At 69.8% G+C, this 25,501-nt stretch carries 23 protein-coding genes and 1 pseudogene; 18 read left to right on the top strand and 6 right to left on the bottom strand.

The features are described 5' to 3' along the window. The 3 genes from aspS to OXG55_06835 all read left to right on the top strand — a co-directional run bounded on the left by aspS (window position 1) and on the right by OXG55_06835 (window position 4,884). Window positions 1-1,734 (top strand): aspartate--tRNA ligase, encoded by a 1,734-nt coding sequence (gene aspS, locus OXG55_06825; GenBank protein MCY4102957.1) that lies wholly within the window; start codon window positions 1-3, stop codon window positions 1,732-1,734. Window positions 1,735-1,781: 47 nt separating this feature from the next. Next, a complete protein-coding gene (locus OXG55_06830) occupies window positions 1,782-3,110 on the top strand; it encodes a replication-associated recombination protein A (GenBank protein ID MCY4102958.1) in 1,329 nt (442 codons plus the stop codon). Window positions 3,111-3,228: 118 nt separating this feature from the next. Further along, window positions 3,229-4,884 carry a hypothetical protein gene (locus OXG55_06835; protein MCY4102959.1) on the top strand — a complete coding sequence of 552 codons (1,656 nt, stop codon included), beginning with the start codon at window positions 3,229-3,231 and terminating at the stop codon, window positions 4,882-4,884. Window positions 4,885-4,887: 3 nt separating this feature from the next. On the opposite strand, the gene OXG55_06840 is transcribed toward OXG55_06835, so the two are convergent. Next, entirely contained in the window at window positions 4,888-6,219 is a 1,332-nt protein-coding gene (locus OXG55_06840) for a Fic family protein (protein MCY4102960.1), read from the bottom strand. A gap of 135 nt (window positions 6,220-6,354) precedes the next feature. Between OXG55_06840 and OXG55_06845 the strand changes: the two genes are divergently transcribed. The 7 genes from OXG55_06845 to OXG55_06875 all read left to right on the top strand — a co-directional run bounded on the left by OXG55_06845 (window position 6,355) and on the right by OXG55_06875 (window position 12,959). Continuing rightward, window positions 6,355-7,236 carry a hypothetical protein gene (locus OXG55_06845; GenBank protein ID MCY4102961.1) on the top strand — a complete coding sequence of 294 codons (882 nt, stop codon included), beginning with the start codon at window positions 6,355-6,357 and terminating at the stop codon, window positions 7,234-7,236. Next, window positions 7,233-7,535, top strand: a complete 303-nt coding sequence (locus tag OXG55_06850) for a nucleotidyltransferase domain-containing protein (protein MCY4102962.1) — start codon at window positions 7,233-7,235, stop codon at window positions 7,533-7,535. Before OXG55_06845 ends, OXG55_06850 begins: the two co-directional genes overlap by 4 nt. Before the next feature lie 160 nt (window positions 7,536-7,695). Next, window positions 7,696-8,073, top strand: coding sequence for a hypothetical protein (locus OXG55_06855; protein ID MCY4102963.1), 378 nt, complete (start codon window positions 7,696-7,698; stop codon window positions 8,071-8,073). Window positions 8,074-8,423: 350 nt separating this feature from the next. Continuing rightward, on the top strand, window positions 8,424-9,641 hold the full coding sequence (locus OXG55_06860; GenBank protein ID MCY4102964.1) for a substrate-binding domain-containing protein: 1,218 nt from the start codon (window positions 8,424-8,426) through the stop codon (window positions 9,639-9,641). A 233-nt stretch (window positions 9,642-9,874) separates the two neighbouring features. After that, window positions 9,875-10,762 (top strand): ABC transporter permease, encoded by an 888-nt coding sequence (locus OXG55_06865; GenBank protein MCY4102965.1) that lies wholly within the window; start codon window positions 9,875-9,877, stop codon window positions 10,760-10,762. 28 nt (window positions 10,763-10,790) lie between these two features. Further along, window positions 10,791-11,891 (top strand): aryldialkylphosphatase, encoded by a 1,101-nt coding sequence (locus OXG55_06870; GenBank protein MCY4102966.1) that lies wholly within the window; start codon window positions 10,791-10,793, stop codon window positions 11,889-11,891. Window positions 11,892-11,915: 24 nt separating this feature from the next. After that, window positions 11,916-12,959, top strand: coding sequence for a Gfo/Idh/MocA family oxidoreductase (locus tag OXG55_06875; protein MCY4102967.1), 1,044 nt, complete (start codon window positions 11,916-11,918; stop codon window positions 12,957-12,959). Window positions 12,960-13,007: 48 nt separating this feature from the next. Here OXG55_06875 and OXG55_06880 read toward each other — a convergent pair whose 3' ends face one another. Both OXG55_06880 and OXG55_06885 read right to left on the bottom strand, forming a co-directional pair. Next, window positions 13,008-13,709, bottom strand: a complete 702-nt coding sequence (locus tag OXG55_06880; protein MCY4102968.1) for an SDR family NAD(P)-dependent oxidoreductase — start codon at window positions 13,707-13,709, stop codon at window positions 13,008-13,010. Between the two features lie 48 nt (window positions 13,710-13,757). Continuing rightward, window positions 13,758-14,519: an ATP-binding cassette domain-containing protein gene (locus OXG55_06885; protein MCY4102969.1), complete on the bottom strand. Its 762-nt coding sequence runs from the start codon at window positions 14,517-14,519 to the stop codon at window positions 13,758-13,760. Between the two features lie 385 nt (window positions 14,520-14,904). Here OXG55_06885 and OXG55_06890 point away from each other — a divergent pair, with 385 nt between their 5' ends. Together OXG55_06890 and alaS are read left to right on the top strand one after the other, a co-directional pair. After that, a complete protein-coding gene (locus tag OXG55_06890; protein MCY4102970.1) occupies window positions 14,905-15,711 on the top strand; it encodes a hypothetical protein in 807 nt (268 codons plus the stop codon). Between the two features lie 83 nt (window positions 15,712-15,794). Then, window positions 15,795-18,389 (top strand): alanine--tRNA ligase, encoded by a 2,595-nt coding sequence (gene alaS / locus OXG55_06895; GenBank protein MCY4102971.1) that lies wholly within the window; start codon window positions 15,795-15,797, stop codon window positions 18,387-18,389. Between the two features lie 166 nt (window positions 18,390-18,555). Here the strand turns inward: alaS and OXG55_06900 are convergent, their stop codons facing one another. From OXG55_06900 to ruvX, 3 genes are read right to left on the bottom strand one after another with little or no spacing between them, the layout of a single operon-like run. Beyond that, window positions 18,556-19,404, bottom strand: coding sequence for a shikimate dehydrogenase (locus OXG55_06900; GenBank protein ID MCY4102972.1), 849 nt, complete (start codon window positions 19,402-19,404; stop codon window positions 18,556-18,558). Further along, window positions 19,404-20,651 carry an endolytic transglycosylase MltG gene (gene mltG, locus OXG55_06905; protein ID MCY4102973.1) on the bottom strand — a complete coding sequence of 416 codons (1,248 nt, stop codon included), beginning with the start codon at window positions 20,649-20,651 and terminating at the stop codon, window positions 19,404-19,406. Before mltG ends, OXG55_06900 begins: the two co-directional genes overlap by 1 nt. Next, complete coding sequence (gene ruvX, locus OXG55_06910) at window positions 20,648-21,079, bottom strand: Holliday junction resolvase RuvX (protein ID MCY4102974.1); 432 nt, start codon at window positions 21,077-21,079, stop codon at window positions 20,648-20,650. The genes mltG and ruvX overlap by 4 nt, the downstream gene beginning before the upstream one ends. 96 nt (window positions 21,080-21,175) lie before the next feature. Between ruvX and OXG55_06915 the strand changes: the two are divergent. From OXG55_06915 to nusB, 6 genes and pseudogenes are all read left to right on the top strand, one after another. Continuing rightward, window positions 21,176-21,643, top strand: a pseudogene (locus tag OXG55_06915) (shikimate kinase). Between the two features lie 138 nt (window positions 21,644-21,781). Then, complete coding sequence (locus OXG55_06920) at window positions 21,782-22,813, top strand: 3-dehydroquinate synthase (protein ID MCY4102975.1); 1,032 nt, start codon at window positions 21,782-21,784, stop codon at window positions 22,811-22,813. Next, complete coding sequence (locus tag OXG55_06925; protein MCY4102976.1) at window positions 22,810-23,268, top strand: 3-dehydroquinate dehydratase; 459 nt, start codon at window positions 22,810-22,812, stop codon at window positions 23,266-23,268. Before OXG55_06920 ends, OXG55_06925 begins: the two co-directional genes overlap by 4 nt. A 1-nt stretch (window position 23,269) precedes the next feature. Continuing rightward, window positions 23,270-24,469: an aminopeptidase P family protein gene (locus tag OXG55_06930; protein MCY4102977.1), complete on the top strand. Its 1,200-nt coding sequence runs from the start codon at window positions 23,270-23,272 to the stop codon at window positions 24,467-24,469. A 27-nt stretch (window positions 24,470-24,496) separates the two neighbouring features. Then, the gene (gene efp, locus OXG55_06935; protein ID MCY4102978.1) at window positions 24,497-25,060 is read left to right on the top strand and encodes an elongation factor P; all 564 of its coding nucleotides are present in this window, start codon (window positions 24,497-24,499) and stop codon (window positions 25,058-25,060) included. Beyond that, a complete protein-coding gene (nusB, locus tag OXG55_06940; protein MCY4102979.1) occupies window positions 25,057-25,485 on the top strand; it encodes a transcription antitermination factor NusB in 429 nt (142 codons plus the stop codon). The genes efp and nusB overlap by 4 nt, the downstream gene beginning before the upstream one ends. The last annotated feature ends 16 nt before the right edge of the window (window positions 25,486-25,501 follow it).

Raw genomic sequence — 25,501 nt, forward strand, 5'->3', positions numbered from 1 at the left:
ATGCGGACCCGCTACTGCGGCGAGCTCGGCGCCGCTGACGCCGGCAGTCCCGTCGTCGTCTGCGGCTGGGTGGACCGGCGCCGCACCCACGGCGAGCATCTGGCCTTCCTGGACGTGCGGGACCACACGGGCGTCGTGCAGTGCGTCGTGGACGAGCGCATCGACGCCCGCAGCGAGTACGTCGTGCGCATCGCGGGGATCGTGCGGGAGCGGCCCGAGGGCACGGCCAACCCGGCGCTGTCCACCGGCGAGGTGGAGATCGGCGACTGCAGCACCGAGATCCTCAAGCGGGCCGAGCCGATGCCCATCCCGCTGCACGGCGACGTGGACGAGAACCTCCGACTGCGCTACCGCTACCTGGACCTCCGCCGGGCGCGCATGCAGCGCAACCTGCGCATCCGGGCTCGGGTCAACGCCGCCATCCGGGAGGCCATGGACGCGCAGGGATTCGTGGAGATCGAGACGCCGATGCTCGTGGCCTCCACCCCCGAGGGGGCGCGGGACTTCGTGGTGCCCTCCCGGCTGCACCCGGGCGACTTCTACGCCCTGCCGCAGAGCCCGCAGCTCTTCAAGCAGCTCTGCATGGTGGGCGGCCTCGACCGCTACTACCAGATCGCCCGCTGCCTGCGCGACGAGGACCTGCGGGCGGACCGGCAGTTCGAGTTCATGCAGCTCGACGCCGAGGCCGCCTTCGTGGGCGCCGATGAGGTCCTCGACTTCATCACCACCGCCGTCAGCCACACGGTGGACGTGGTGACCGGCTCCCCCTTGGGCGAGGTGCCGATCATCACCTGGAACGATGCCATGGAGCGCTACGGCAGCGACAAGCCCGACACCCGCTTCGGCATGGAGTTGATCGACTGCACCGACCTGTTCGCTGCAACGCAGGCGCGGGTCTTCCAGGTGCCGTGCGTCAAGGGCATCACGGTCGCCGGGGGGGCCGACATGGGCCGCAACCGGATCGATGAGCTGACCGCCGCCTGCAAACGCTGGGGGGCCAAGGGTCTGGCGTGGTTCAGGATCGGTGAGGCCGGCGAGGACGGTGCGCTGGCCCTCGACGGGGCGCTCAGCAAGTTCATGTCGCCCGAGGAGCAGGCGGCTCTGCCGCAGCGGCTGGAAGCCGCACCCGGCGACATGATCATGCTCATCGCGGATGAGCGGCGAGTGGCGAACCGGGTGCTGGGCCTGCTGCGCTTGGAGCTGGGGCGCCCGCCGGTGGCCGAGGGCGGCTTGGCGCCGCTGTGGGTCGTGGACTTCCCGCTGTTCGAGGACATCGACGAGGAGGGGAACCCGCAACCCGCCCACCACCCGTTCACGATGCCGCATCCCGACGATCTGGACTACCTCGTGCGGGGCGGCGGCGAATCGCTGCTGCGGGTGCGGTCTCAGGCCTACGACCTGGTGATCAACGGCTGGGAGCTGGGCTCGGGCAGCGTGCGGATCCACGACGCCGACATTCAGAGGCAGGTTTTCGCCACCCTCGGCATCGACGCGGACGAGGCCGAGCGCCGCTTCGGCTTCCTGCTGGAGGCCTTCGGCTACGGGGCGCCGCCGCATGCCGGGTTCGCCTTCGGCATCGACCGGCTGGCGGCGCTGCTGGCGGGCGAGGAGAACATCCGCGAGGTGATCGCGTTCCCGAAGACCCAATCGGGTGCCGACCCGCTGACGAGCGCGCCGGGTCCCGTCGAGCCTGCCCACTTGGCCGAACTCGGCCTTCGCCTCCGCCCCTCCTGAGGGCGCCGGCCTGTATGACCGGCGAATCTTCAGCAGACTCGTAGCCGATGGCCGACAGTCTGTTCGCCGACCGGGCCCGCCGCGAGGGGATACGCCGCCAACCCCTGGCGGCCCGCTTGCGTCCCCGGACCCTGGACGGGATCGTCGGCCAGGACCACCTGCTGGGTCCGGGCGCCCCGCTACGCCTGCTCATCGAGGCCGACAGGGTGTCGTCGCTGGTGCTCTGGGGACCGGCCGGCACCGGCAAGACGACGATCGCCGAGGTCATCGCCGCCAGCACCGCCAAAGCGTTTGTCGCCCGCAGCGCCGTTTCCGCCACCGTCAAGGATGTCCGCGCCGAGTTGGCTGCGGCCACCCAGCGCCTGGGCGAACACGGACAGGGCACCATCCTGTTCCTCGACGAGGTGCACCGCTTCAACAAGGCGCAGCAGGACGCCCTGCTGCCGGCGGTGGAGTCCGGGCTGATCGTGCTCGTGGGGGCGACCACGGAGAACCCCTACTTCGAGGTGAACCCGCCGCTGCTGTCACGCTCGACGCTTTTCCGGTTGCACCCCCTCGACGATGAGGCCCTGGGCGTGCTGCTGCAGCGGGGCCTGGAGGCGACAGGTGCGGGCGCCGCCCCCGACGCCTTGGAGCACCTCGTGACGCGGGCGGGGGGCGACGGGCGGGCCGCCCTGGGTGCCCTGGAGGTGGCCGTCGCCCTCGCCGGCGAGCGCGCCGAGCCACCCGAGGTGCGCCTTGCCGACGCCGAGGCGGCGGTCGACGCCGCCGCCATGGGGTACGGCATCGACGACCACTACGACGTGGCGAGCGCCTTCATCAAGAGCATCCGCGGATCGGATCCCGACGCCGGCCTGTACTGGCTGGCCCGGATGCTGGAGGCCGGCGAGGATCCCCGCTTCGTGGCACGGCGCCTGGTGATCCTGGCGTCGGAGGACGTGGGGATGGCCGATCCTCAGGGCCTGCTGGTGGCCGACGCCGCCGCCCGCGCCGTGGAGTACGTGGGGCTGCCCGAGGCCGCCCTGAACCTGGCGCACGCGGTCGTGTATCTGGCCACGGCTCCGAAGTCCAACCGGGTCACCGTCGCCCTGAGCCGGGCCCGCGAGGAGGTCCGCTCCCGCCGTGGCGAGGTGCCCCCGCATCTCCGCGACGCCCACTACCGGGGAGCCAAGGGACTGGGCCACGGCGAGGGCTACGAGTACCCCCACGACGACCCCCGCGGCTGGCGCCCCCAGCAGCACCGCCCCGACGAAGCCGGCGAAGGCGTGTACTACGAGCCGTCGCCCCACGGCGTCGAGCAGGAGATCCACGACCGCTGGCTGCGCGCCCGCCGGCAGCCGCCGCCGGGCGAGGAGCCCGAGGACCCCGTGCGATGATCGTGGTGGCCGCGGTGCCACCATGCACGAACAGCCGCCGGGTCAGGCGTACTGTCAAGCTACGCGGGAGCCCGATTGAGCATCGCAGGAGCACTTGTTGAGAGTTCGACTCGATCCGATGCGCATCGGCTCCTGGTGGTGCCGGGTCTCTCGATACCCGATGCGGAGGCCCTTCTCCCGCCGCTCGCTGGCGCTGCTCGCCGTCCTGGCGGCACTTCTCCTGGCAGTGGTGTTGTCCGACTTGCCCGGCATCGAGGCCCCGGGGGATGCACGCACCACCGATACGCCGGAGGCGCTGGCGCCCTCCGATGCGAACTCAACCTCGGCCGGGGTCACCGGAGAGAATGCCTCGACGCAAGGGACCGCGTCGGAAGCTCAGGGCACAACCGCGTCCACCGAACCGGAGCGCCATTGTCCACAGCGGATTCCGGAGGATCTTCGAATCACCGACACCTCTCCTGCGGCGGCCGGCATCGAGTTGTCGCAGGCGATGTACGACTGCGCCCACGAGGTCGGTCTGGCGTTCGCCACGAATACCGACGCGATCTCCACGCTGCTGTCCCGCGGGATTCGAGGCCCGCTGCTCCTAGTCGGTTCCTGGTTCGACGCCCCTCTGCTGGAAGAGATCAGGCGTCTCGCTCCGGAGCGGATCGTGGCCGCCGGGTTCGACCAGCGGATCCTTCCCCCCGCGCTCGCCGGCTTCGCCTTCGAACCGGTACCGGTGGATCAGCAGGCGACGTTCGCACCGCCCGAAGTGCCCTATGACCGCGTGTGGATCGTCGACGACGCTGAGGTGGCCGCGCCGTTGGCAGCCCTCGGCCACAGGATCGGCGTCGGGGTGGTCGCTCTGGCCGGTGATCTCCGAGCGGCCTCCCCGGAAGCGAGGGAGACGATCTCCGCCGCTTCGGAGGTGGAATTGCTCTCGGACTTCGGTGAGGATGCGGCTTGGCAGATGGACGTCATCCGTCGGGGCCATGAGATACCCGGCGGTGGGCTGGTTATGTTCGGATCCGAGCCCGGTCGCCGCCTCGTGGCCATGTACGGCCATCCGGAGTCGGCAGGCCTCGGAGTCCTGGGAGAGCAGGGCCCCGGCGGGGGCGTCGAACGCCTCGGTTCCATCGTCGCCGGCTACGACGCGGACGGTTTCCGCGTCCTGGGCACTTTCGAGGTCATTGCCACCGTCGCGTCCGCGGCCCCCGGTGCCGACGGGGACTATTCGAGGGTGACCGCTCTGGATGTGATCAGGCCCTGGGTCGAGGTCGCGGCCGCCAACGATCTGTACGTGGTCCTGGATCTGCAGCCGGGACGGACCGACTTCCTGACCCAGGCGAAGATCTACGAGGAGTTCCTTCGCCTCCCCCATGTCGGGCTCGCGCTGGATCCGGAGTGGAGACTCAAGCCGAACCAGGTCCACATGGTCCAAGTCGGAACGGTGGACGCGGCGGAGATCAACCAGGTCTCCGAGTGGCTGGCCGCTCTTGTGCGGGAGGAGGCCCTCCCCCAGAAGCTGCTCATCGTTCACCAATTCCATGTCTCCATGATCACGAACCGTCATAGGATCGAGACTCCCCCCGAGCTCGCGGTGCTGATCCACATGGACGGTCACGGCAGTCCAGGGACCAAGCAAGGCACATGGGATGTCCTGACCGCCTTGCCCGATGCTGGCGGGTTCTACTGGGGTTGGAAGAACTTCTACGACGAGGACTCCCCGATGGCCACGCCGGATCGAGTGCTGAACCTCACCCCGACGCCGGTGTTCGTATCGTTCCAATAGTGGCTACTGATTGCTGATCGACATGACGATGGCCCGCGCAATTCGATTCGCGATCGTACTTGGCGCGAGTCGCGCAATCCGGCCATCGGGAAGTCTCGCGATCCACTTGTCTGCCTTCGGCAGCGGCAGTGTGAATTCCGCGACCCCCGGGGATTGCAGATCGTCCATCGTCCACTTGCGAAAGCCGGATTGATCCGGGACTGACCACAAGATGGAAGGGCCGTGTCCGACTTTGCCTCCGGAGCGCAATTCGACGCTGCGGTAACCCGTCCATGCCAAGTAGCGACGGCTTGCCAATCCCGGCACGTCAGTCGATAGCCGGAATAACCAAGAGTTGCCCGCCGGATCCCCGCGCGATAGAGCGACGTAGTCGTCAAGCAGCAGTTCATCTTCGTACCAGTGTGTCGATACTTGGCCCATGTCGCCCAGATCTCGTCTGAGGGCATCGTCGACAAGCGAGAAGAGGAGACGCACCGCGTCGTTCCAGATTGCGACCTGGCGCTCTTGGGCCTTGCGCAGTTCCGCCTGTGTCCGGTCATAGCCCCGTTGGGCTGTCGCGGTGCGCTCAAGATCCCGGAGTGCGTCCTCGGCGCGCGCCAAGATCAACTCCGCGATTAGCCCTAGGTCGCCTCCGAGGTCGGACTCCGCTAGAGCTTCGTAGTATCGCGACCGATCCTTTCGGCGGATGATGATGCTCGGGAGGCCGGATCGGATCAGTTCCAGGTTCATGACCGCCCTCGCGGTCCGTCCGTTCCCGTCGCTGAATGGATGAATGTGAGCGAGCCATGTGTGTAGTACGACGGCTCGTAGGAGTGCAGGAGCGGACGAGTTCTTGCCCGACCACTCCTCCCAACCCTCCATGGAGGACATGACCTCCCCCCACGATCGGGGAGGCACATGAGGGGAGCCGGCAATGAGAACCTGTTCGGATCGGAAGAGGCCGGCTGTCGATCCGCCGAGAATCAAGGCGTGCAGTTCCTTTACCTGTGCAATATCGCTTGCCGTGTCGTCGTGGGCGAGTTCGACCATGCGCTCGAGTGCTCTCGACAGGTTGATCGCCGCTTCTGAGTAAGCCGGATCGTGTCCAGTGATCGTGACACCCCGCAGGATCGCCGCCTGAGTCTCGCCGACACTGAGCGTGCTTCCCTCGATCGCGTTCGACTCGGCGATCTGTTCAAAGCGCTTGTCGCCGAAGTAGGCGCGCAGGGTTTGTTCCGTGAGCCGTCCTTGGCTACGGAGTAAGTCCGCGCGCTGCTGGAGTCTTGCTGCCTTGTCGATGACCCAGCCGCCAGTGTCTTCAATGCTGTACGGGCTACCGGCAAGGTCGATAGTCATTGGAATCCCTTGCGTGCTTGACCGGGCGAGCCGCCGGTTCGGCGCTCCTTGACCCGGCTAGATTCGGCTTCACCCTACCGGTGAGCAGGTGCCGAAATGAACGATCCCCCGCCGGTTGATGTCCGCTGATCGAACTTGAGGGGCAGCCGCGCCGAGTGCAGCCGCGCCGCCCCCTGCCGCACCCACCACCACGACGACGACCCCAGCCGCGCCAGCGACGACGAACACCCCAAACCGCCCGCCCGGGTCCGGCCGCGCGACGGCTCGAAGCCGTTCGTGGCGGTGTCCATGTACGCGCGGTGGCTGAGACCTCATGAGACGACCAAGTCCAAGTGGTCGGTGGGAATGCCCGACGGCTCGGCGCATCGTATTCTGTCGGACCTCTCGGCCTTCATCGGAGACTTCGACCCCGGCACGCATCGGATCCTCGCCGCGGGCGACCTCAACATGGACTACAAACCGGCCGCTGCCGACCCTCTCACGGCCCGCGAGCGCACCGTCTTCGACCGGATGACGGCCCTCGGCCTAGAGTTCCTGGGGCCCCAGCACCCCAACGGCCGGCGGGCGGAGCCGACACCGGAGTGGCTGCCTGCCGACACCCGCAACGTGCCCACCTACCACACGGTGGCGAGGAAACCAGCGGACGCCAACATTCAACTCGACTACGTGTTCGCCTCACGCGGCTTCCACAACGAGGTCACGGCGCGCGCTCTGAACACCGTCGAAGAGTGGGGCCCCAGCGACCACTGCCGCCTGCTCATCGAGGTAGCCGCTGAGCAGGCGCGGTGGATCGCCCGATCCTCTCTGCGGGCCTCGCTGGCTCGGCTGTCCCCCTTAGGGGCTGAGGTCGGGCGCCGTCGGGTCCGGGGCCGGACCGGGGAGGTGGTCCAGCGCGGGGGAGCACAGCTCGTACTGCTCGGCGATGGTGCGTGGGTGGGCGGCGAGCGGGGAACGGACCCGCGCCGACCCTCCCACGGCGGGCCGGTGTCGCCCTCGCCGGGTACTCTGGGCCCGTGACTCGGCGTGAACTCGTCCTGGGCGCCCACCGCGAGGCCATCAAGGCCGCGGCGGCCGCCAACAAGGCCACCTCCATCGCGTTGGTGGGCTCGGCGGCCCGCGGCGATGACGGCCCCGCCAGCGACGTGGACTTCCTGGCCAGGTTCGAGACGGGGTCGTCCCTGTTCGACCTGGCGCGCCTCCAAGGCGCCCTCGCGGAGCTGCTGGGCGTCGATGTGGACGTCGTCTCTGCTGGCGGCCTCAAGCCCGACGAGTACGCGGGGCATCGGGCGATGCTCCTCGAGGCGATCATCCTTTGAACCCTCGCAGGCGAGTGGTTGGCCGAGGACCAAGGCCTCCCGCCCGGTTGGCTGAACGCCAGCGCCGCCGCCGGCAGGGCCTCCGACAATCGCGCAAGAATCCCGCGCGACAGCCCGTCGGAGCGGCTCGCCGGCTGACATTCTTTGGGGAGGACTCGCTATGGCCGGTGACGACGTTGCCCGGGAGCCGCTGATTGTTGTCGTGACCCGGCTGCAGTTGAGGGGCTGGCGGCACCTTCGGCGCTTCTTCGGGATCAACGGTGAGATCAAGGCCCAGCTGAGAGACGACCCTGGTGTGGTCCGCTATCGGCGGAGGGCCGACTTCCTGCGGCTGCGGTTCTACACCCAGTCCATCTGGCGGGAGCCCGCGGCGATCGACGACTTCGTCCGGTCCGGTGCCCACCTGCACTCGATGGTCGTCTTCGACGAGATCGCCGACCGAGCCGCCTCGGCGTTCCTGCGCTCAGAGGTGCCGGCTCCGAAGTTCCCGACCTGGCGCGAGGCTAGGAGGAGGCTCGCCTTCGGGGCCATGCGCTGATCGTGCCGAGAATTGCCCGCTTCACCGTCACGGCGCGCTCCACCCGGTTGGCGCACTGTCCGATTCTGACCTTGACGTATCGCTACCCGTGCTGTCGATCGCTGATCGAGAGGACGATGGCCCGGGCAAACGACTGGTGATCGCACTTGGAGCGAGTCGCGCAGTGCGGCTACAGTCTCCGGGATTGGTGTTGACCTTGGAGCACCCGGGAGTCCGAAACAGCATTCTGGAGGAGCGCCCTACGAATCCCGCCAAAGTCGCAAGGTCACGGCCGTTGGCCATCCACCGATTGAGTGCTCCGACGGGCGAGACGGCCTGCCGTCTCGATGAGACAAGGGGGATGAAATCAAATGAGGATCAAGCCACCGTCGTTGGTGGTTCTCTTGGCGGTCGTCTTCGCCATGGTCGCGGCTGCGTGTGGCAGCGGCGACGAGCCGGCGGCGGAAGAGACGACGGCGGCGACGGAGGCCGCGACGACGACTCAAGCGCCCGAGGTCACCACGACGACCGCGGCGCCCGAGGTCACGACGACGACCGCGGCGCCCGAGGTCACGACGACGACCGCGGCGCCCGAGGAGACCACGACCACCCCGTCGGCGCTGACGGAGGCCGACCTGATCGACGTCGGCGCCGAGCCCGGCTCGGGTGAAGGCATCAAGATCGGATACATCTCGCTCGGCGACTCCATCCCGTTCGTGAAGCTCGTCTCCGACAACATCCGCGAGCAGGCCGAGATCGCCGGTGCCGAATTCGTGTTCTGCGACGGCGAGGTGGATCCGACCAAGTCGCTCGAGTGCGCGCGCACGCTCGGTGTTCAGGAGGTTGACGTGGTCATCAACTTCAACCTGTTCGAGGATGCCGCTGCGGAGATCTGTGAGGCATACGGCAACAAGCCGACCATCTCGATCGACATCCACCAGACGTGCGAGACCTCGTTCTTCGGGGCGGACAACTTCCGGGCGGGCTTCATGACCGGAGCCTCGACCGGACTTCACATCCAGGCCGACTTCGACTGCGAGTACGACGAGTTCGTGCTGCTCAACGCGTTGGCCGCGGGTCAGGTGGTCATCGAGCGCGGAGACGGCGCCGTCGCGGGGTTCGAGGAGATCTGTGGGGAGATCCCCGAGGACAAGTTCACGTTCGTCGACGTGCCGTCGATCGCCGTGGACGAGGCGAGGGTGAACTTCGGTGACTGGCTCACCACTCACCCCGATGCCGAAGTCATCGCCGTCGCCTCGACCAACGACGACATGTTCCTCGGCGCCATCGCGGCGACTGAGGCGGCGGGTCGGGACGGTCAGGTCTTCGGCACCGCGCAGGGAGCAGACGAGAGTTCTTGGAACCGGATCGTCTGTGACGAGAGCTGGGTCGCCGACACGGCGTACTTCCCGGAGCGGTACGGGCGGACGACGGTTCCGGCAGCCATCGCGGCGGCTCAGGGGATCCCGATCCCGGATCCGTTGTTCGTCAACCACATCGTGCTGACGAACAACCCCGCGATCCTGGGAACGGACCTTTTCCCGACTGCGCCGTTCACCGACTTCTATCCAGACCAGACCTGCGGCTAGCGGGCTAGCGACCGAGATTCGATGGAAGCCTGAGTGCACAAGGACCCCGGGCCCTTTCCAGCGAAGGGCCCGGGGTTCCCTTTTCAACAGGACGAAGGATGGCCCCACCGAGGTGCTGACGTAGGAGATCAACGGTGAGGACAACCAAGGCGTCGAGTCCCGCCAACACCGCTGAGCCGGACGTTCGAACCCGATCGCGGCTCGGGCGCGTTCCGGAGTGGGCCGCATTGCTCGTGGTGCTGCTCGCCCTCGGCACCTTTTTCTCGATCCAGTCGGAATTCCTCCTGAGACCGAACAATCTGGTCAACGTCGTCACCAACGTGGCGGTGCTCGGGATCATCGCCGCCCCTGCGACGATGCTGCTCATCGCCGGACAGGTCGACCTGTCGGTCGCTTCCTGCGCCGTGTTCGTCGGGATGGTGATGGCGAATGTGGCCCCCACGTCGATGACGCTGGCCATCTTCGCCGCGATCGGCGCCGGCCTCTTGGTGGGGATCATCAATGCGGTGGGGGTGGTCGTGCTCCGGGTCAATTCGATCATCACAACCCTGGCGACGCTCGCCGCTTTCCGGGGCGCCGCCAAACTGGTCTCCGGAGGCCAGACGCTCATTCTCGACGGGTTCGGTGGGCTCGGGACCAACCGAATCCTGAGCGTGCCACTCTCGGCGTACATGTTCGCCTTCGTCGCGTTGCTCTACCACCTGGTCCTGCGATACACTAGGTTCGGGAAGCACATCTACGCAATGGGCGGCGACGATCGGGCCGCCCGCCTCGCCGGCATCAAGGTCAGTAGGAACATCGTCGTCGGTTTTCTGCTGTCGGCGGTGAGCGCGATCCTCGCTGGCCTGATCCTGGTGTCACAGCTCGGGGCCTCGTCACCTATCGCCGCTCAGGGGCTCGAGCTGCAAGTGATCACCGCGGTCATCCTGGGCGGCGCCAGCCTCAGCGGCGGCCGCGGCTCCATGATGGGCACGATCGTCGCGGTCTTCATCATCGGACTGCTCGACAACGGCCTCAACTTGCTGAGCGTGCAGTCGTTCTGGCAGGAGATCATCCTGGGAGCCCTCCTGCTGTCGGCGGTCGCCTTCGACCAGTTCAGGATCAGGGTGAGCCAGCGGTGACCCGACGAGTTCGGTGGCAGGAGCGTGCATGACTGAGACTGCGCCATTCATCCAGACGGTCACCGGCCCCGTCGCGCCCGGGGAGCTCGGCGTGACGATGCCCCACGAGCACGTCTTCCTGCACAACCCGTCGTTCGTCGAGCCGCAGGAGGCGTCGGAGCGCTTCCGGGCCCACGAGCCGGTGTCGGAGAGCAACATCGAATGGGTCCGCCAGTACTGGACCAGCAACGTCGACAACCTCCAGCTGTACGACGAGGAGGTCGCCATCGAGGAGGTGCGGCGGTACTACCGAGCCGGCGGCGACGCCATCGTCGACCCGACGACGCGGTGGATCGCACGCGACCCCAGGGCGCTGTTCCGGGTCTCGCGGGCCACCGGGGTCAAGATCGTCGCCGGCACCGGGTTCTACGTCGCCGAGACCCACCCCGGCGACATGGACCGACGATCCGACGCCGACCTGGCCGCCGAGATGATCCACGAGCTCACCACCGGGATCGACGACACCGGCGTCAAGGCCGGGCTCATCGGCGAGATGGGCTGCTACTGGCCGCTGCGGGACGCGGAACGCAAGGCACTGCGCGCCGCCGCCATCGCTTCGCTGGAGACGAACGCCGCGGTGATGGTGCACCCGGGCCGCGATCCTGCCGCCCCGGCCGAGATCATCGACGTGCTCACCACCGCCGGCATGGACACGAGCAGGATCATCATCGCCCACATCGACCGGACCGTCCTCGAGCCGAAGGAGGTCCTGGACCTCGCCGAGACCGGCGTCTACCTGGAGTACGACATCTTCGGCCAGGAGACCTCCATGTTCCCCACCGTGGGCGTGATGACCGACGCCGGGCTCGTGCCGAGGCGTCCGGCCGGGCTGTCGATGCCGAACGACGCCGAACGTCTCGACCGGGTGGATCTCCTGGTGGAGCACGGGTTCGCGGAACGGGTCCTCATGTCGATGGACATCTGCACCAAGCACCGTCTGCACCGCTACGGCGGGCACGGCTACGACTACATCGTGGAGCACATCGTCCCCTGGATGCGGAGGCGGGGCACGTCTCAGGACGTTCTCGACACGATCCTGCGAGCGAACCCGCAGCGGGTGTTCAGCATGACCGGCGCCGGTGGGCCCTGAGGAATGCCTCGGCTGAGAGCGGGCGTGATCGGAGCCGGCTCGTGGGCCGTCGCCTCCCACATCCCCAACCTCCTGAAGCGCACCGACGACGTCGCACTCGTCGGCTTCGCGCGGCCCGAGCAGGCGCTGATCCCGTGGATCACCGAGCAGTTCGGGTTCGAGCGCGGCGTCACCGATCACCGCGAGCTCCTCGAGATGGGCTTGGACGTATGCATCGTCTCCAGCCCCAACCGGTACCACTACGAGCACGCCAAGGCCGCGATGGAGGCGGGTGCCCATGTGATGGTCGAGAAGCCGTTCACGATCGACCCCGCCGATGCCTGGAATCTCGTCGAGACGGCCGAGCGGCTCGGGCGACACCTCGTCCTGGCGCTCGGTTGGAACTACAAGCCGATGGTGGCCCGCGCCAAGGAACTGGTCGAGGAGCACGGGGGCTTCGGCGAGGTGGAGCACGTGACGGTCGACATGTCCTCGGCGGCGCGCGAGCTGCTCGCCGAGGCCCGGTCGTACGACGCGGGGTCGCCGGTGGCGACGGCGCGGCCCGAGACCTACACAGACCCCTCGCTCTCGGGGGGCGGATACGCCCAGGCCCAGGTGTCGCACGCACTCGGCCTGGCGCTGTGGTTGGCCGAGGACCTGCGGGCGTCCGAGGTGTTCTCCATGATGACGGCGCCCCTCGAGGCGCCCGTCGAGCTCCACGACGCGATGACCGTCCGGTTCGCCAACGGGGCCATCGGCACGGTCTCGGGGACTTCGTGCCACCTGGGGTACCGCGGCAACAAGCACGTCCTGTCGGTGCGCATCATCGGGTCCGAAGGAATGCTTTCAGTGGATCTGGGGCGTGAGTTCGTCCACTGGTTCGGCGGCGCCGACCAGGACATCGACGTAGAGCTCGACGACCGCGCCGGGGACTACGACTGCGACGGCCCGGTGCACACGCTGATCGACCTCGCCCTGGGACGCGACACCCGCAACCGGTCACCGGGACACGTCGGGGCGAGATCGGTGGAGATCACAGAAGCCGCCTACCGGAGTGCCGCCGCGGGAGGCGTGGCGACGGTGCGCTGACGCCCGGCCGAGCGCCTGCGACCGCAACCGTTGCCGACTCGCCCCGCACTAGGTCATCACCCACCCTCCGGTGACGTCGAGGCTCGCTCCGTTGATGTAGGACGCATCGTCGGAGGCCAAGAACGCGATGACCGCAGCCACCTCCGATCCCTCCCCCAGCCGGCACAGCGGGCTGGCGGCGAGCACCGATGACTCGAGATCGGGATCCTTGACGAACTGGCCGCGAGCCATCGGGGTGTTGATTGCCCCGGGGAGCACGGCGTTCACGGTGACGCCGGACCGGCCGTAGTTGCGGGCGAAGTTCTTGGTGATGCTGACCATGCCTGCCTTCGAGGCCGAGTAGACGCACGACTGCGAGATGCCGCCCGTCCGGGCGCCGACGCTCGACACGTTGATGATCCGGCCCCAACCGCGCTCCGCCATGCCGGCGACGGCCGCCACCGAGAGCACGAACGGGGCCCGGAGGTTGACCGCCATCGTCCGATCGAACTCGTCGTCGCTGATCTCGTCGACGGGCTTCTCGACCAGGATCGCCGCATTGTTCACCAGGATGTCGACCGCCCCGATCCCGGCGACGACCCGCCGACAGGTGTCGGTGTCGGCCAAGTCGGCCTGGATGGCTTCGAAGCTGGCATCGGGTTGGGGCTGCACATCGAGCCCGTGGACTCGATGTCCTGCGGCGGCGAGTGCCTCGGCGGCGGCCCGACCAATCCCCTGCGCACTGCCGGTGACGAGGGCGGTCCTGACTATGAGACTGGCCTTTCCGTGAGAGCGACGACGAGTGCCGAGCCTGATCGCCTAGTTGTGCCGCGCCGTGTCGACCTCGCCCAGGGTGACGCCCGTGATGAGGTCGACGAGGTCTCGGGGCGTCGTCTCGGACAGGTCGCGGATCTCCCCGATCATGGCGCCGTGACGCATGACCACGACCCGGTCGCAGACCTCGAGCACGTCGTGCATGTTGTGGCTGATGAGCAGCACCGCCACTCCTTCGTGGCGAAGCCGCTTGATGAGACTCAGCACGAGCTCCGTCTGCTCGACACCTAGGGCGGCGGCGGGCTCGTCGAGCAGGACGATGTGATGGCCCCACAGCACCGCCCGCCCCACCGACACCGCCTGTCGTTGCCCGCCGGACAGGTGGGTGACAGGGGTACGCACCGATGGGATCTCGATGTGCAGCCGGTTGAGGTTCTCTCGCGTGTCGCGTTCCATGCCGCGGCGGTCGAGCCAGCCGAGGGCGCGCAAGAGGGGGAACCGCGTCGGCTTCTCGCGGCCGAGAAACATGTTCGACGTGACATCGAGGACATCGACCAGCGCCAGGTCCTGATGCACCGTCTCGATGCCCAGGTCGCGTGCATCCTGTGGTTGTTCGATCTTCACCAGTTCCCCGTCGACGAGGATCGCGCCTTCGTCGAAATGCAGGCCACCGGAGATGCAGTTGACGATCGTGCTCTTGCCAGCGCCGTTGTCGCCGAGCAGGCCGACCACCTCGCCGCGATCGACGGTGAAAGAGATGTCGCGCGCCGCCCGCACCGCGCCGAAGGACTTGCTCACGCCGCGCAACTCGAGAGCGGGGGTCACTGCCGGCGCCGCAGTCGTCATGGCTTCTGGAAGAAGGTGATGCCGATGTGGTGCACACCGACGGGATCGGTCGCCCCATTCACCACGTCACGTAGCCCCCTCCGATGTTGATGGCCTGGCCCGTCAGCCTGGAAACGTTATCAAAGCGGATCCCGCGCCAGTAGTGGGCCGACCGAACAATGTCCTGGCCGACACTCGATCCACCCCTCTCAGTCGCCGGGGACCCGGGGGGTATCCTTGGCGATCGCCCAAGGGTGACGGCCCAGGCAGCGGCTTTCTGAGGAGGTGCTGGCGTGTTCCGGGAGCCTTCGACTCTCTTGTCGCACGAGAGGTCCGGAGCCGTCGCGCCCGAGCGGAGGTCCGAATTGTGAGTGGTGGCGAGCTTGCCGTGGTTCTGGCCTGTGTGGCCTTGGTGGTGGCGGTGGCGGTCCTCGGTGCCGTGGGGGTCGGCATCAGCCGGTCGCTGAAGGAGTTGCGCCGCCTGCTGGGTGAGATTCGCCGCGACCTGCTGCCCGCCGTGCGGCGCATCGAGGAGGCGTCGGGGAGGGTGACCGGCGAGGTGCAGCGGGTCGGGGGGCTGCTGGACGTGGCCGAGGCGGTGTCCGAGAGGGCCGACTCTCTGTCGCGGGCGACATACCGGGCACTCGTGGAGCCGTTCGCCGCGGTCGCCTCGCTGTTGCGCCGCGCCGCCCCCTCCCGGCCCACCGCCGCCGGCGGCGGCGAGCCGCCCCCCACGGGTTCGGGCGACAGGGGCGCTGCCGCGGTCCCCAGAGCTTCGCGGCGGGCCCCCTGGGCGCGCCGCCTGGCCACGTATCTGCTGCGCGCCGGCTACCGGGCCGCCGCCGCGCTCATCGGCGCCCGGTTGGCCGCCGCGCAGGTCCAGCAGCGCGGCGCGGCCGCCCGGCTGGCCGCCGCGCAGGTCCAGCAGCGTGGCGCGGCCGCCCGATCCGACCGCCGGGGCACCACGACCCGCGGCGGGGGTGACGCTGGCGTCGGCGCTGCGTCCCGCGCTGCCGCCGGAGCGGGCCGCGAGACCGCCGCCGGCGACCCGACCGGCCCGGCCCGCCAACTCGTCGAGTCGATCCGGGAGGTCACCCGCGAGATCTCCGAGGCCATGGAGGAGGGCCGCCAGGCTCTGCGCACCGCGCGCCGGACCGGCGGCCGGCCCGAGTAGCACCTTCGGTCCCTCGGGCAATACCCTCGACCCGGAATCCTGCTCCCCGGAGCGGGCCGCACGAACGACCCCAGCCCCACGCCATGTCTGGAACCACAGCACGCGAGCTGCGCAGCATCTTCACCGGCTTCTTCGCCGAGCGCGACCACACGGTCGTCCCCTCGGCCAGCCTGATTCCCTACGACCCTACGCTGCTGTTCACCGTCGCCGGGATGGTGCCGTTCAAGTCCTATTTCGTGGGAACCGAACCGTCGCCCTACAAGCGGGCCACGACGGTGCAGAAGTGCGTGCGCGCCGGCGGCAAGCAGAACGACCTCGACGAGATCGGCCGCACCCGCCGGCACCTCAGCTTCTTCGAGATGCTCGGCAACTTCAGCTTCGGCGACTACTTCAAGGAGGACGCCATCGCCTGGGCCTGGGAGCTCGCCACCGAGCGCCTCGGGTTCGACCCCGAGCGGCTCTGGATCACGGTCCACCTCAGCGACGACGAGGCCGCCGAGATCTGGCATGACGCCGTGGGCGTGCCCGCCGAGCGGATCCAGCGACTGGACGAGGACAACTTCTGGCGCATGGGTGACACCGGCCCCTGCGGGCCGTGCTCGGAGATCTTCTTCGACAAGGGCGAGGCGTACGGGCCCGGCGGCGGGCCGGCGCACGGCGGCGACGAGCGCTACGTGGAGTTCTGGAACCTGGTGTTCATGCAGTTCGAGCAGCAGGCCGACGGCTCGATGGTTCCCCTGCCCAGACCCAGCATCGACACCGGCGCCGGTCTGGAGCGGGTCCTGACCCTGCTGCAGGGAGTGGACTCGGTCTTCGAGATCGACGAGATGGCGCGGTTGGTCGCCAAGGCCTCCGAACTTTCCGGTGTGCGGCTCGGCGATTCCGAATCCTCCGACGTGTCGCTGCGCATCCTCGCCGAGCACGCCCGCACGATGGCGTTCCTCATCGGCGACGGCGTTTTCCCGTCCAACTCCGAGCGCGGCCACGTGCTGCGCCGGATTATGCGCCGCGCCATCCGTCACGCCTACCTGCTGGGTGTGAACAGCGTCGTGACCCCCCTCCTGGTGGACGAGGTGGTCGAGATCATGGGCCATGATTACCCCGAACTGCTCGGCAACCACGCCTTCATCCGCGACGTCACCGAACGGGAGGAGGTGCGCTTCCGGGAGACCCTCGGGAAGGGCTCGGTGCTGCTGGACGAGGCGCTGGCGGGCCTCGAGGCGGGCGAGCCGCTGGGGGGCGGCGTGACGTTCCTGCTGCACGACACCTACGGATTCCCCTTCGAGGTGACCGAGGAGATCGCCCGCGAGCGAGGCGTGGAGTTGGACAGCGAGGGGTTCGAGGCCGAACTGGACCAGCAGCGTCGCCGGGCCCGGGAGGACTTCGCCGCTCGCTCCACCGCGGCCTCCGATCTGAGCGTCTACCTGGAGGTGCTGGAGGAGTTCGGCGAGACCGAGTTTGTGGGCCGAGACCGCGACGAGTCAACCGGGCGGGTGCTGGTGGTGACCGAACTGGGCGTCGTGTTGGACCGCACCCCGTTCTACGCCGAGGCCGGCGGGCAGATCGGCGACACCGGCAACCTCTACCTGGACGGGAGCGACGAGGCGCTGCCGGTCAGCGACACCACCTACGTGGTGACGGGCCTGCACCTGCACCACGTCGAAGGTGCGATGGGCCGGCTGCGGCCCGGCCAGAGCGTGCGTGCGGTCATCGACGGCCGGCGGCGGGCCGGTATCCGTCGTCACCACACCGGCACGCACATCCTGCACTGGGCGCTGCGAGAGGTGCTGGGCACGCACGTCAAGCAGCAGGGGTCGCTGGTGGCGCCCGACCGGCTGCGTTTCGACTTCAGCCACTACAGCGGCCTCAGCGGCGACGAGATCGCCGCCATCGAAGACGTCGCGAACGCCGAGATCCTCGACAACCCGGCGTGCCGGCACTACGAGACCTCGATGGAGGAGGCCAAGGCGGCGGGAGCGATCGCCTTCTTCGGCGACAAGTACGGCGACACCGTGCGGGTGCTGGAGGCCGGCCCCAACTCCATCGAACTCTGCGGCGGCACCCACGTGCGGGCGCTCGGCGACATCGGGCCGCTGAAGATCATCTCGGAAGGATCGATCGGGTCGAACATCCGTCGCCTCGAGGCTGTGTGCGGCCACGGCCCGATCCAGCGGCTGCGCCGCGCCGAATCACGGCTGGACGAGGCTGCCGGCGTGCTGGGCGTGCCGCCCGAGGAGGTTGTGGAGGGCGCGGGACGCTGGGCGGGCGAGTTGAAGGCCCTCCGGGACGAGTTGAAGGGCCTGCGGCGGCAGGCGGCCGGCGACCGGGCCGGCGACCTGGCCGCAGCGGCCGACGGCGGCTTGGTGGTGGCCCGCATCGACGGCGTCGACCGCAACGAGTTGCGCGACCTGGCCGTCACGGTGCGCGACCGCGACGGCGTGACAGGGGTGGTTCTGGCGACCGCGCCGGCGAGCGGCGGCGTGGCGTTCGTGTCCGCGGTGGTGCCCGGCGCCGGCTGGCACGCCTCGGACCTGCTGGGCGACGCCCTCAAGCTGGTCGGCGGGGGAGGGGGCCGCAATCCCGACTTCGCCACGGCCGGCGGCAAGGACGCCGCAAACCTCGACGCGGCCCTGGACCTGGTGCGTCGGGCGGCTGCAACTCAGCGGGACAACGTCTGAGCCCTCGTTCGTCGTTCCGGCGGAAGCCGGAACCCAGGGATCGGCACGGCCCCGAACCTCGACACCGGTCGGACCGCCGGAGAATGGATTCCGGCCCCGGATCGAGTCCGGGGCAGGCTCTGCACCGGAATGACGGGTGGCTCCAGAGCGTTGCCTCCCGGCCCGGTCAGCGGAGCGCCAGGGCCTGCTTCGTGGCCTCCACCATGGCGTCGACCGGCGCGTCGGTGCCGGTCCACAGCTGGAAGGCCCGGGCAGCCTGGTGCACCAGCATGCGCACGCCGTTGAAGGCGCGCAGACCGCGCTCCCGCGCCGCGGCCAGCAGGGCCGTCTCGGCCGGCTCGTAGACGAGGTCCACGAGTAGCTGGTCGGGCCGCAGCAGCTCCGGATCCAGGGGCATCGCGGCGCCGCTGTGGCCGCGCATCCCCAGCGGGGTGGCGTTGACGACGAGATCGAAGCCGCCCACCTCGCCCGGCTCGGCGACACGCCCCCGATCTCCCGCCAGCGCGGTGGCGATCACGGCGTTCGGGGCGGTGCGGTTCACGATCGCGACCTCCACCGCCCCGGCGTCGGCCAGCGCCAGGGTCACCGCCCTGGCGGCGCCGCCGGCGCCGAGCACCACGCAGCGAGTTCCCGCCGGCGACCAGCCGGCCTCATCAGCCAGGGCGTCCACGAAGCCACCGCCGTCGGTGTTGTGGCCCACCAGCCGCTCGCCGTGGCGTGCCACGCAATTCACGGCGCCCAGCAGGCGCGCCGCGGGCGAGAGATCGTCGACCGCGGCGGCGACCGCCGCCTTGTGCGGCATCGTGACGGAGAGGCCCTCGATCCCTAGCGCCCGCGCCCCCGCCAGCGCATCGGGCACCCGCCCTTCGGGCACCTCGCAGGCCAGGAACACCCAATCCAGCCCGCAGGCGGCGAACGCGGCGTTGTGGATGACCGGCGACAGCGAGTGGCGGACCGGGTCGCCGATCACGATCGCCAGGCGGGTGTGGCTGCTGAGGCCGGCCGGTTGTGTCATCAGAACACCCCCCGGGCGCGGGCGTCGGCCGCCCGCACCAGGAACTCGTCGTAGTCCTCGGTGAAGAACAGTGTGCCGTCCCTCTCGACGAGTACGAAGTACAACCACTCTCCCGGCTCGGGGTTCATGGCAGCGGCCAGCGACTCCCGGCCGGGCGCGGCGATCGGCGTCGGCGGCAGGCCCGAGAACCTGCGGGTGTTGTAGGGCGAGTCCACGTCGAGGTCTGTGAGCGTCAGCGAGCTCTTGCGCCGGCCGATGGCGTACAGCACGGTGGCGTCCATCTGCAGGGGCATGCCGGCATTGAGGCGGTTGTAGATGACCCGCGCCACCTTCGGGCGGTCCTCGGAGCGCGCCGCCTCCGCTTCCACGATCGAGGCGGCCACCAGCAGCTGGTAGGGCGTGAGGCCGATGCGCTCGAGGGCGTCGTCGTAGCCGACCTGGGCTGCGACGGTGTCGAACTGCTCCACCATCCGTCGCAGGAGGGCGCGCTCGTCGCTCACGCCCGCTTCGTCCACCTGGTAGGTGTCGGGGAACAGGACGCCTTCGAGGCTGTCGATCCCGACGGGCATGTACCGGGACCGGATCTGCCCGTCGCTGAGCGCGGCCTGCAGCTCGGCGGGGTCGAACTCCGGCAGGGAGTCCAGCAGCCGGTCGGCGATCTCGCCGAGCCACAGACCTTCGGGAATCGTGATGCTCTCGAAGGCCGGCGGGATCGGCCCAGCCTCCAGGATGGCCCGGGCCTGATCCACCGACATGTTCTCGGCGAAGTAGTAATCCCCGGCCTGGAGGCTCTCTGCGTCGCGCCACCAGAGGCGGGCGATAGTGGCGTTGGCCACGACGCCCTCGTTGGCCAGGATCCTGGCGATGTCATTGACGCCGGCGCCGTTGGGGATCTCCACCAGGAAGCGGCCCTGCGGCTCGCCCGGCGGGTCGAGCTGGCGCTGCAACCACGAGTTGCCCCACCAGTAGGCGCCGCCGAGCACGAGCGCCAAGCCGCCCGCCAGCACCAGCAGGCGCCGCCAGAACCCCCAGGGGCGCCGGAAGCGGGTCCAGGCGTCGTCGCCGAAGAACAGGGCCTCGTCCTCGGCGATCGCCTCGGGGTCCAGGAGCATGTCGCCGGGAGCGGGATCGAGTTGGGCCCCGGCGTCCGGAACCGGTGGGGTCACCGTGGGCGGCACCGGGGCGGCATCAGCGGCCTCGCCGGGGAGGAGCGGGTCGATCCCGGGCGAGTCGCGATCGCTGTTCACGTGGTCGGGGGTTCGTGGCGGCGGGCATCCAGCCAGGACTGCAGCAGCACGGCAGCAGCCACCATGTCCACCACCTGGCGCCGCTTGGATCCGCGCACCTCGCCCATGTCGAGGTGCTGCTCGGCCGCGGCGGTGCTGAAGCGCTCGTCGTAGGTTTCCACCGGGACCCCGACCGCCGGTGCCAGCCGCGCGATCTCGGCGCGGGCGGCGCGGGCGGCCGGACCCATGGATCCGTCCAGCGAGATCGGGAGCCCCACCACGACCACCGCCACGTTGCGCTCGGCCACCACCTCGGCGATGGCGGCGTGGTCCTGGGCCTCCGACCCGGTCCGTTCCAGGACCTCGAGAGGCGTGGCGATGCGGCCCTCGGAGTCGCTCAGCGCCAGCCCCACCCTGCGTGTCCCCAGGTCGACGCCCAACGCTCGCACGTACCCGACGGTACCGCTTCGGGACGCCGCTGCCGGGGAGGGTGGGGCGGTACCGGTAGCCTCGGATCCGTGCGTCACATTGCGCTCGTGGGGATGATGGGCTCGGGCAAGTCCGAGACGGGGCGGAGGCTGGCGCTCGTGCTGGGGCGGCGTTTCGTGGACTGCGACGAGCTGGTGGCCGCCGGGGCGGGCCGCTCGATCCCGGAGATCTTCGAGGCCGAGGGAGAGGCCGGGTTCCGCCGCCGCGAGAGCGAGACGCTCGCCGAGGTGCTGGCGAGCGCCGAGCCCTTGGTGGTGGCCACCGGCGGCGGCGTGGTGACCGTCGCCGCCAACCGTGCCCGGCTGGCCGGCGCCGTGGTCTGCTGGCTGAGGGTGCGGCCCGAGGCGCTGGCCACCCGGCTGGGTGACGGCTCGGGGCGCCCGCTGCTGGCGGGAGCGGAGGACGACGAGGCGCTGATGGCGAGACTGCGCAAGCTGACAGTCGAGCGCGACCACTGGTACGACGAGGTTGCCGACGTCGTCCTGGACGCCGATGAGCTTTCCGCGCTCCAGGCGGCCTCCGCTCTGGTGACACGCCTGACCCGCGTCCGCGGGTGGATGACGACCGGCGAGGGTGATGCCGAGGACGGCAGCGGCCACCGGGAAGGCGGTGGCGAGAGGGGCGAGGACGAGACGGGTGAGGACGGGACCGGGCCTGCCCGCATCCGTGTGGGGCTCGGCGAGCGCTCCTACGACGTGCTGGTGGGACCCGGCGTGCGGCACCGGCTGGCCGCCGAACTGGCTGCCTGCATGCCGGCGACACCCCGCCGGGTCGTCGTCGTGACCTCCGACGGCATCGGGGTGGAGGTGGACCCCGGCGAAGGCTCCGCCGCCGAGACGTTCACCATCCCGGCGGGGGAGCGGTTCAAGTCGTTGGCCACCGTCGAGGATCTCTGCCGGCGCTTCGCCCGCTTCGGCCTCACGCGCGGCGACGCGGTGGTGGCGGTCGGGGGCGGTCTGGTCACCGACGTAGCGGGGTTCGCCGCCGCCGTCTACCACCGGGGCACCCCCGTGGTCTTCGTCCCCACCACGCTGCTGGGCCAGATCGACGCGGCCATCGGCGGCAAGACCGGCGTGAACCTGCCGGAGGGCAAGAACCTGGTGGGAGCCTTCTGGCAGCCGTCGCTGGTGCTCTGCGACAGCGAGGTGCTGGCCACGCTGCCCGCTGCGGAGTACCGCTCGGGGCTCGGCGAGATGGCCAAGTACCACTTCCTGGCCGGCGACGACTCGGGGCCGGGTGCCGCCGCCATGGCCGAACTGCCCCTCGAGCAGCGCATCGCCCGCTGCGTGCGGCTCAAGGCAGAGATCGTGGCCTCCGACGAGCGCGAGTCGGGGCGGCGGATGCTGCTGAACTACGGGCACACGCTGGCCCACGCGCTGGAGATCGCCGGTGGCTTCGGTCTGCGCCACGGCGAGGCTGTGGCCGTGGGCCTGGTCTACGCCGCCGAGGTTGCGCGACGGCTGGGGCGCATCGACGGCGATAGGGTGGCCGAGCACCGGCAGGTGGTGAGCGCCTACGGTCTGCCGGCCTCGCTGCCGGCGGGCACCGAGGCCGGCGAGCTCATCGACCTGTTCGGCCGGGACAAGAAGGCCGTCGGCGAGCTGACCCTCGTCCTGGACGGTCCGCGCGGGCTCGAACCCGTGCGCGGCGTGGACCGGGTCGCGCTGGCCGAAGCCCTGGAGGCAATCAGATGAACCAGACTTCCCCCCCTGTTCCTGTGATCCTTCTGCTGTCGGGCCCCAACCTGCAACTGCTGGGACGGCGAGAGCCGGAGGTCTACGGCACCGACACCCTCGACGACCACGTGCGCACGGCCACCGCCGCTGCGGCCGAGGCCGGCTTCGCCCTCGAGCACGCCCAGTCCAATCACGAGGGCGACCTCGTGGACGCCGTGGGCGGGGCGGTCGGCCGCGTCGCCGCCATCGTCATCAACGCCGGCGCGCTGTCGCACTACTCGCGCGCCCTGCAGGACGCCCTGGCGGCCTTCGAAGGTCCGGTTGTGGAGTTGCACCTCTCCAACCCGTACACCCGCGACGCCTGGCGGCAGGCTTCGGTGGTCGCCCCGGTCGCCGACGGACTGATCTGTGGTTTCGGCGGGCTGGGCTACCGGCTGGCCGTCGAGGCCGCCGCAGAGTTGGCGGGTGGCTGAGATGGCGCCGGATACGGCGACTCCCGCGGGGTCGCCACCGATCGCGGCCGACCTGCCGCCGCTGCGCGTCGGCGGCAGGGCCGCGAGCGTGCGGGAGATCCTCGCCGAGGGGGTCGAGGTGGCCCCCGTCAACGACACCGAGGGCAACGGCTCCGACGTCGTGGCGGTCGAGGCGCTGGTTCTCACCAACCTGGCGAACGGGCGCTGGCTCACCGGCTTCAGCGGCTCCGCCATGGTCGTGGTGCTCACGGCGGACGATCTGCTGGTGATCACCGACGGCCGCTACGCCACGCAAGCACCCGTCGAGCTGTCAGCCGCCGGCGTCGAGGGCAGGGTCGTCATCGCCAACCGCGGCAGCGAGCAGCAGGAAGCGGCCGCCGGGGCCGTTGCCGGGCTGGGGCGCATCGCCCTCGAGGCCGACAACGTGAGCTGGTCCCGCTACCGGAGATTCGCCGGCGAGTGGTTCGGCGGCGCCGAGTTGGTGCCGTCGACCGGCGTGATCGAGCGTCTGCGCCGCCGCAAGTCGCCCGAGGAGGTGGCCCGCGTGGCCGCGGCGGCCGCAGTGGCCGACGGCGCCCTGGCCGAGGTGCTGCCGCGCCTCGCCGAGCGGCCCACCGAGGGTGACGTGGCCGCCGAACTGGACCATCTCATGCGCCGCCGGGGCGCCTCCGGCTCGGCGTTCGACACCATCGTGGCGGCCGGCGAGAACAGCGCCCTGCCCCACGCCCGACCGGGCCCGCGCCGCATCGAGCCCGGGGATCTGGTGGTCATCGACTTCGGGGCGATCATCGACGGCTACCGCTCCGACATGACCCGCACGGTCTGCGTTGGCGAGCCGCGGCCCCCCGGTGGGAGGGTCTATGAGGTGGTGCGGGCATCGCAGCAGGCCGGCGTCGAGGCCGTCGCCGGCGGTGTGCCCTGCGCGGACGTGGACGCGGTCTGCCGCGAGGTCATCAACGACGCGGGCTGGGGTGAGGCCTTCCTGCACAGCACCGGGCACGGGGTGGGTCTCGACATCCACGAGGCGCCCAGCCTCAGCAGCCGCAGCGACGAGGTGCTCGCCGCCGGCGAGGTCGTCACGGTGGAGCCGGGCATCTACCTGGCCGGCGAGGGAGGCGTGCGCATCGAGGACACCGTGGTCGTGACCGACGACGGTTGCCGGCGCCTCACGTGCTCGCCCAAGACGCTGGTCGTGGGCTGAGCCCGGCCACACCCGACGGAGGTAGGAATGGTCGCCATCACCACCAACGACCTGAAGACGGGCATGACCCTCGACTTGGGCGAGGGACTGTTCTCGGTCGTGGAGTTCCAGCACGTCAAGCCGGGCAAGGGCCACGCATTCGTGCGCACCACCCTCAAGAACGCCCGCACCGGGGCGGTGCTGGAGCGCACCTTCCGGGCCGGCGAGAAGGTGGAGCGGGCCATCATCGACAAGCGCTCCATGCAGTACCTGTACCGCGACGGTGAGGCCCGGGTGTTCATGGACGGCGAGACCTACGAGCAGCTCGACGTGGAGGAGGCCACGCTGGGTGACGCCGGGAGCTACATCATCGAGGGTGACTCGGTGATCCTGCAGATGTACGGGAGCGAGATCGTGGGCACCGACCTGCCCGCCGCGGTCACCCTGGCCATCACCGAGACCGAGCCGGGCATCCAGGGCGACCGGGTCTCCGGCGCAACCAAGCCGGCCGTCACCGAGACCGGTCTGGTGGTGTCGGTGCCGCTGTTCATCGAGCCGGGCGAGCGCATCAAGGTGGACACCCGCTCGGGCCAGTACATCGCCCGAGGGTGAGCGGGCACGCCGACCCCGACGCCACGCCGGGCGCCCGCAGCGAGGCCCGCGGGGCGCGCGAGCGGGCGCTGGCGCTCCTGTACGAGGCCGAAGCCCGCCAACTCGACACTCTCGAACTGTTGCGGCGCCAGCACCTGCCGCCGCAACCGCTGGCCGCAGAACTGGTCGAGGGCGTCGCCGTCCACGGCGCGGCCATCGACGAGCTGCTGGGCGAGGTGGCGGTGGACTGGTCGGTGCCGCGCATGGCGCCGGTGGACCGCGCCATCCTGCGCCTCGCCGTCTACGAACTGGCGCACCGGCCGCAGACGCCGACGGCGGTGGTGCTCAACGAGGCGGTGGAGCTCGCCAACCTCTACTCCACGGAGTCCTCGAGCCGTTTCGTGAACGGCGTGCTGGCGACCGTCGCCCGGCAGGTGCGCGTCTAGCGCTCGGAAATCCCTT

The organism is bacterium, from assembly GCA_026708055.1.
Taxonomy (GTDB): domain Bacteria; phylum Actinomycetota; class Acidimicrobiia; order Acidimicrobiales; family CATQHL01; genus VXNF01.

What these genes read in the sequence shown, in the direction of transcription:
- aspS (MCY4102957.1), top strand. Translation starts at nt 1, where the DNA reads ATGCGGACCCGCTACTGCGGCGAGCTCGGCGCCGCTGACGCCGGCAGT.
- OXG55_06830 (MCY4102958.1), top strand. Translation starts at nt 1,782, where the DNA reads ATGGCCGACAGTCTGTTCGCCGACCGGGCCCGCCGCGAGGGGATACGC.
- OXG55_06835 (MCY4102959.1), top strand. Translation starts at nt 3,229, where the DNA reads ATGCGCATCGGCTCCTGGTGGTGCCGGGTCTCTCGATACCCGATGCGG.
- OXG55_06840 (MCY4102960.1), bottom strand. Translation starts at nt 6,219, where the DNA reads ATGACTATCGACCTTGCCGGTAGCCCGTACAGCATTGAAGACACTGGC.
- OXG55_06855 (MCY4102963.1), top strand. Translation starts at nt 7,696, where the DNA reads ATGGCCGGTGACGACGTTGCCCGGGAGCCGCTGATTGTTGTCGTGACC.
- OXG55_06860 (MCY4102964.1), top strand. Translation starts at nt 8,424, where the DNA reads ATGAGGATCAAGCCACCGTCGTTGGTGGTTCTCTTGGCGGTCGTCTTC.
- OXG55_06870 (MCY4102966.1), top strand. Translation starts at nt 10,791, where the DNA reads ATGACTGAGACTGCGCCATTCATCCAGACGGTCACCGGCCCCGTCGCG.
- alaS (MCY4102971.1), top strand. Translation starts at nt 15,795, where the DNA reads ATGTCTGGAACCACAGCACGCGAGCTGCGCAGCATCTTCACCGGCTTC.
- OXG55_06900 (MCY4102972.1), bottom strand. Translation starts at nt 19,404, where the DNA reads ATGACACAACCGGCCGGCCTCAGCAGCCACACCCGCCTGGCGATCGTG.
- OXG55_06925 (MCY4102976.1), top strand. Translation starts at nt 22,810, where the DNA reads ATGAACCAGACTTCCCCCCCTGTTCCTGTGATCCTTCTGCTGTCGGGC.
- OXG55_06930 (MCY4102977.1), top strand. Translation starts at nt 23,270, where the DNA reads ATGGCGCCGGATACGGCGACTCCCGCGGGGTCGCCACCGATCGCGGCC.
- efp (MCY4102978.1), top strand. Translation starts at nt 24,497, where the DNA reads ATGGTCGCCATCACCACCAACGACCTGAAGACGGGCATGACCCTCGAC.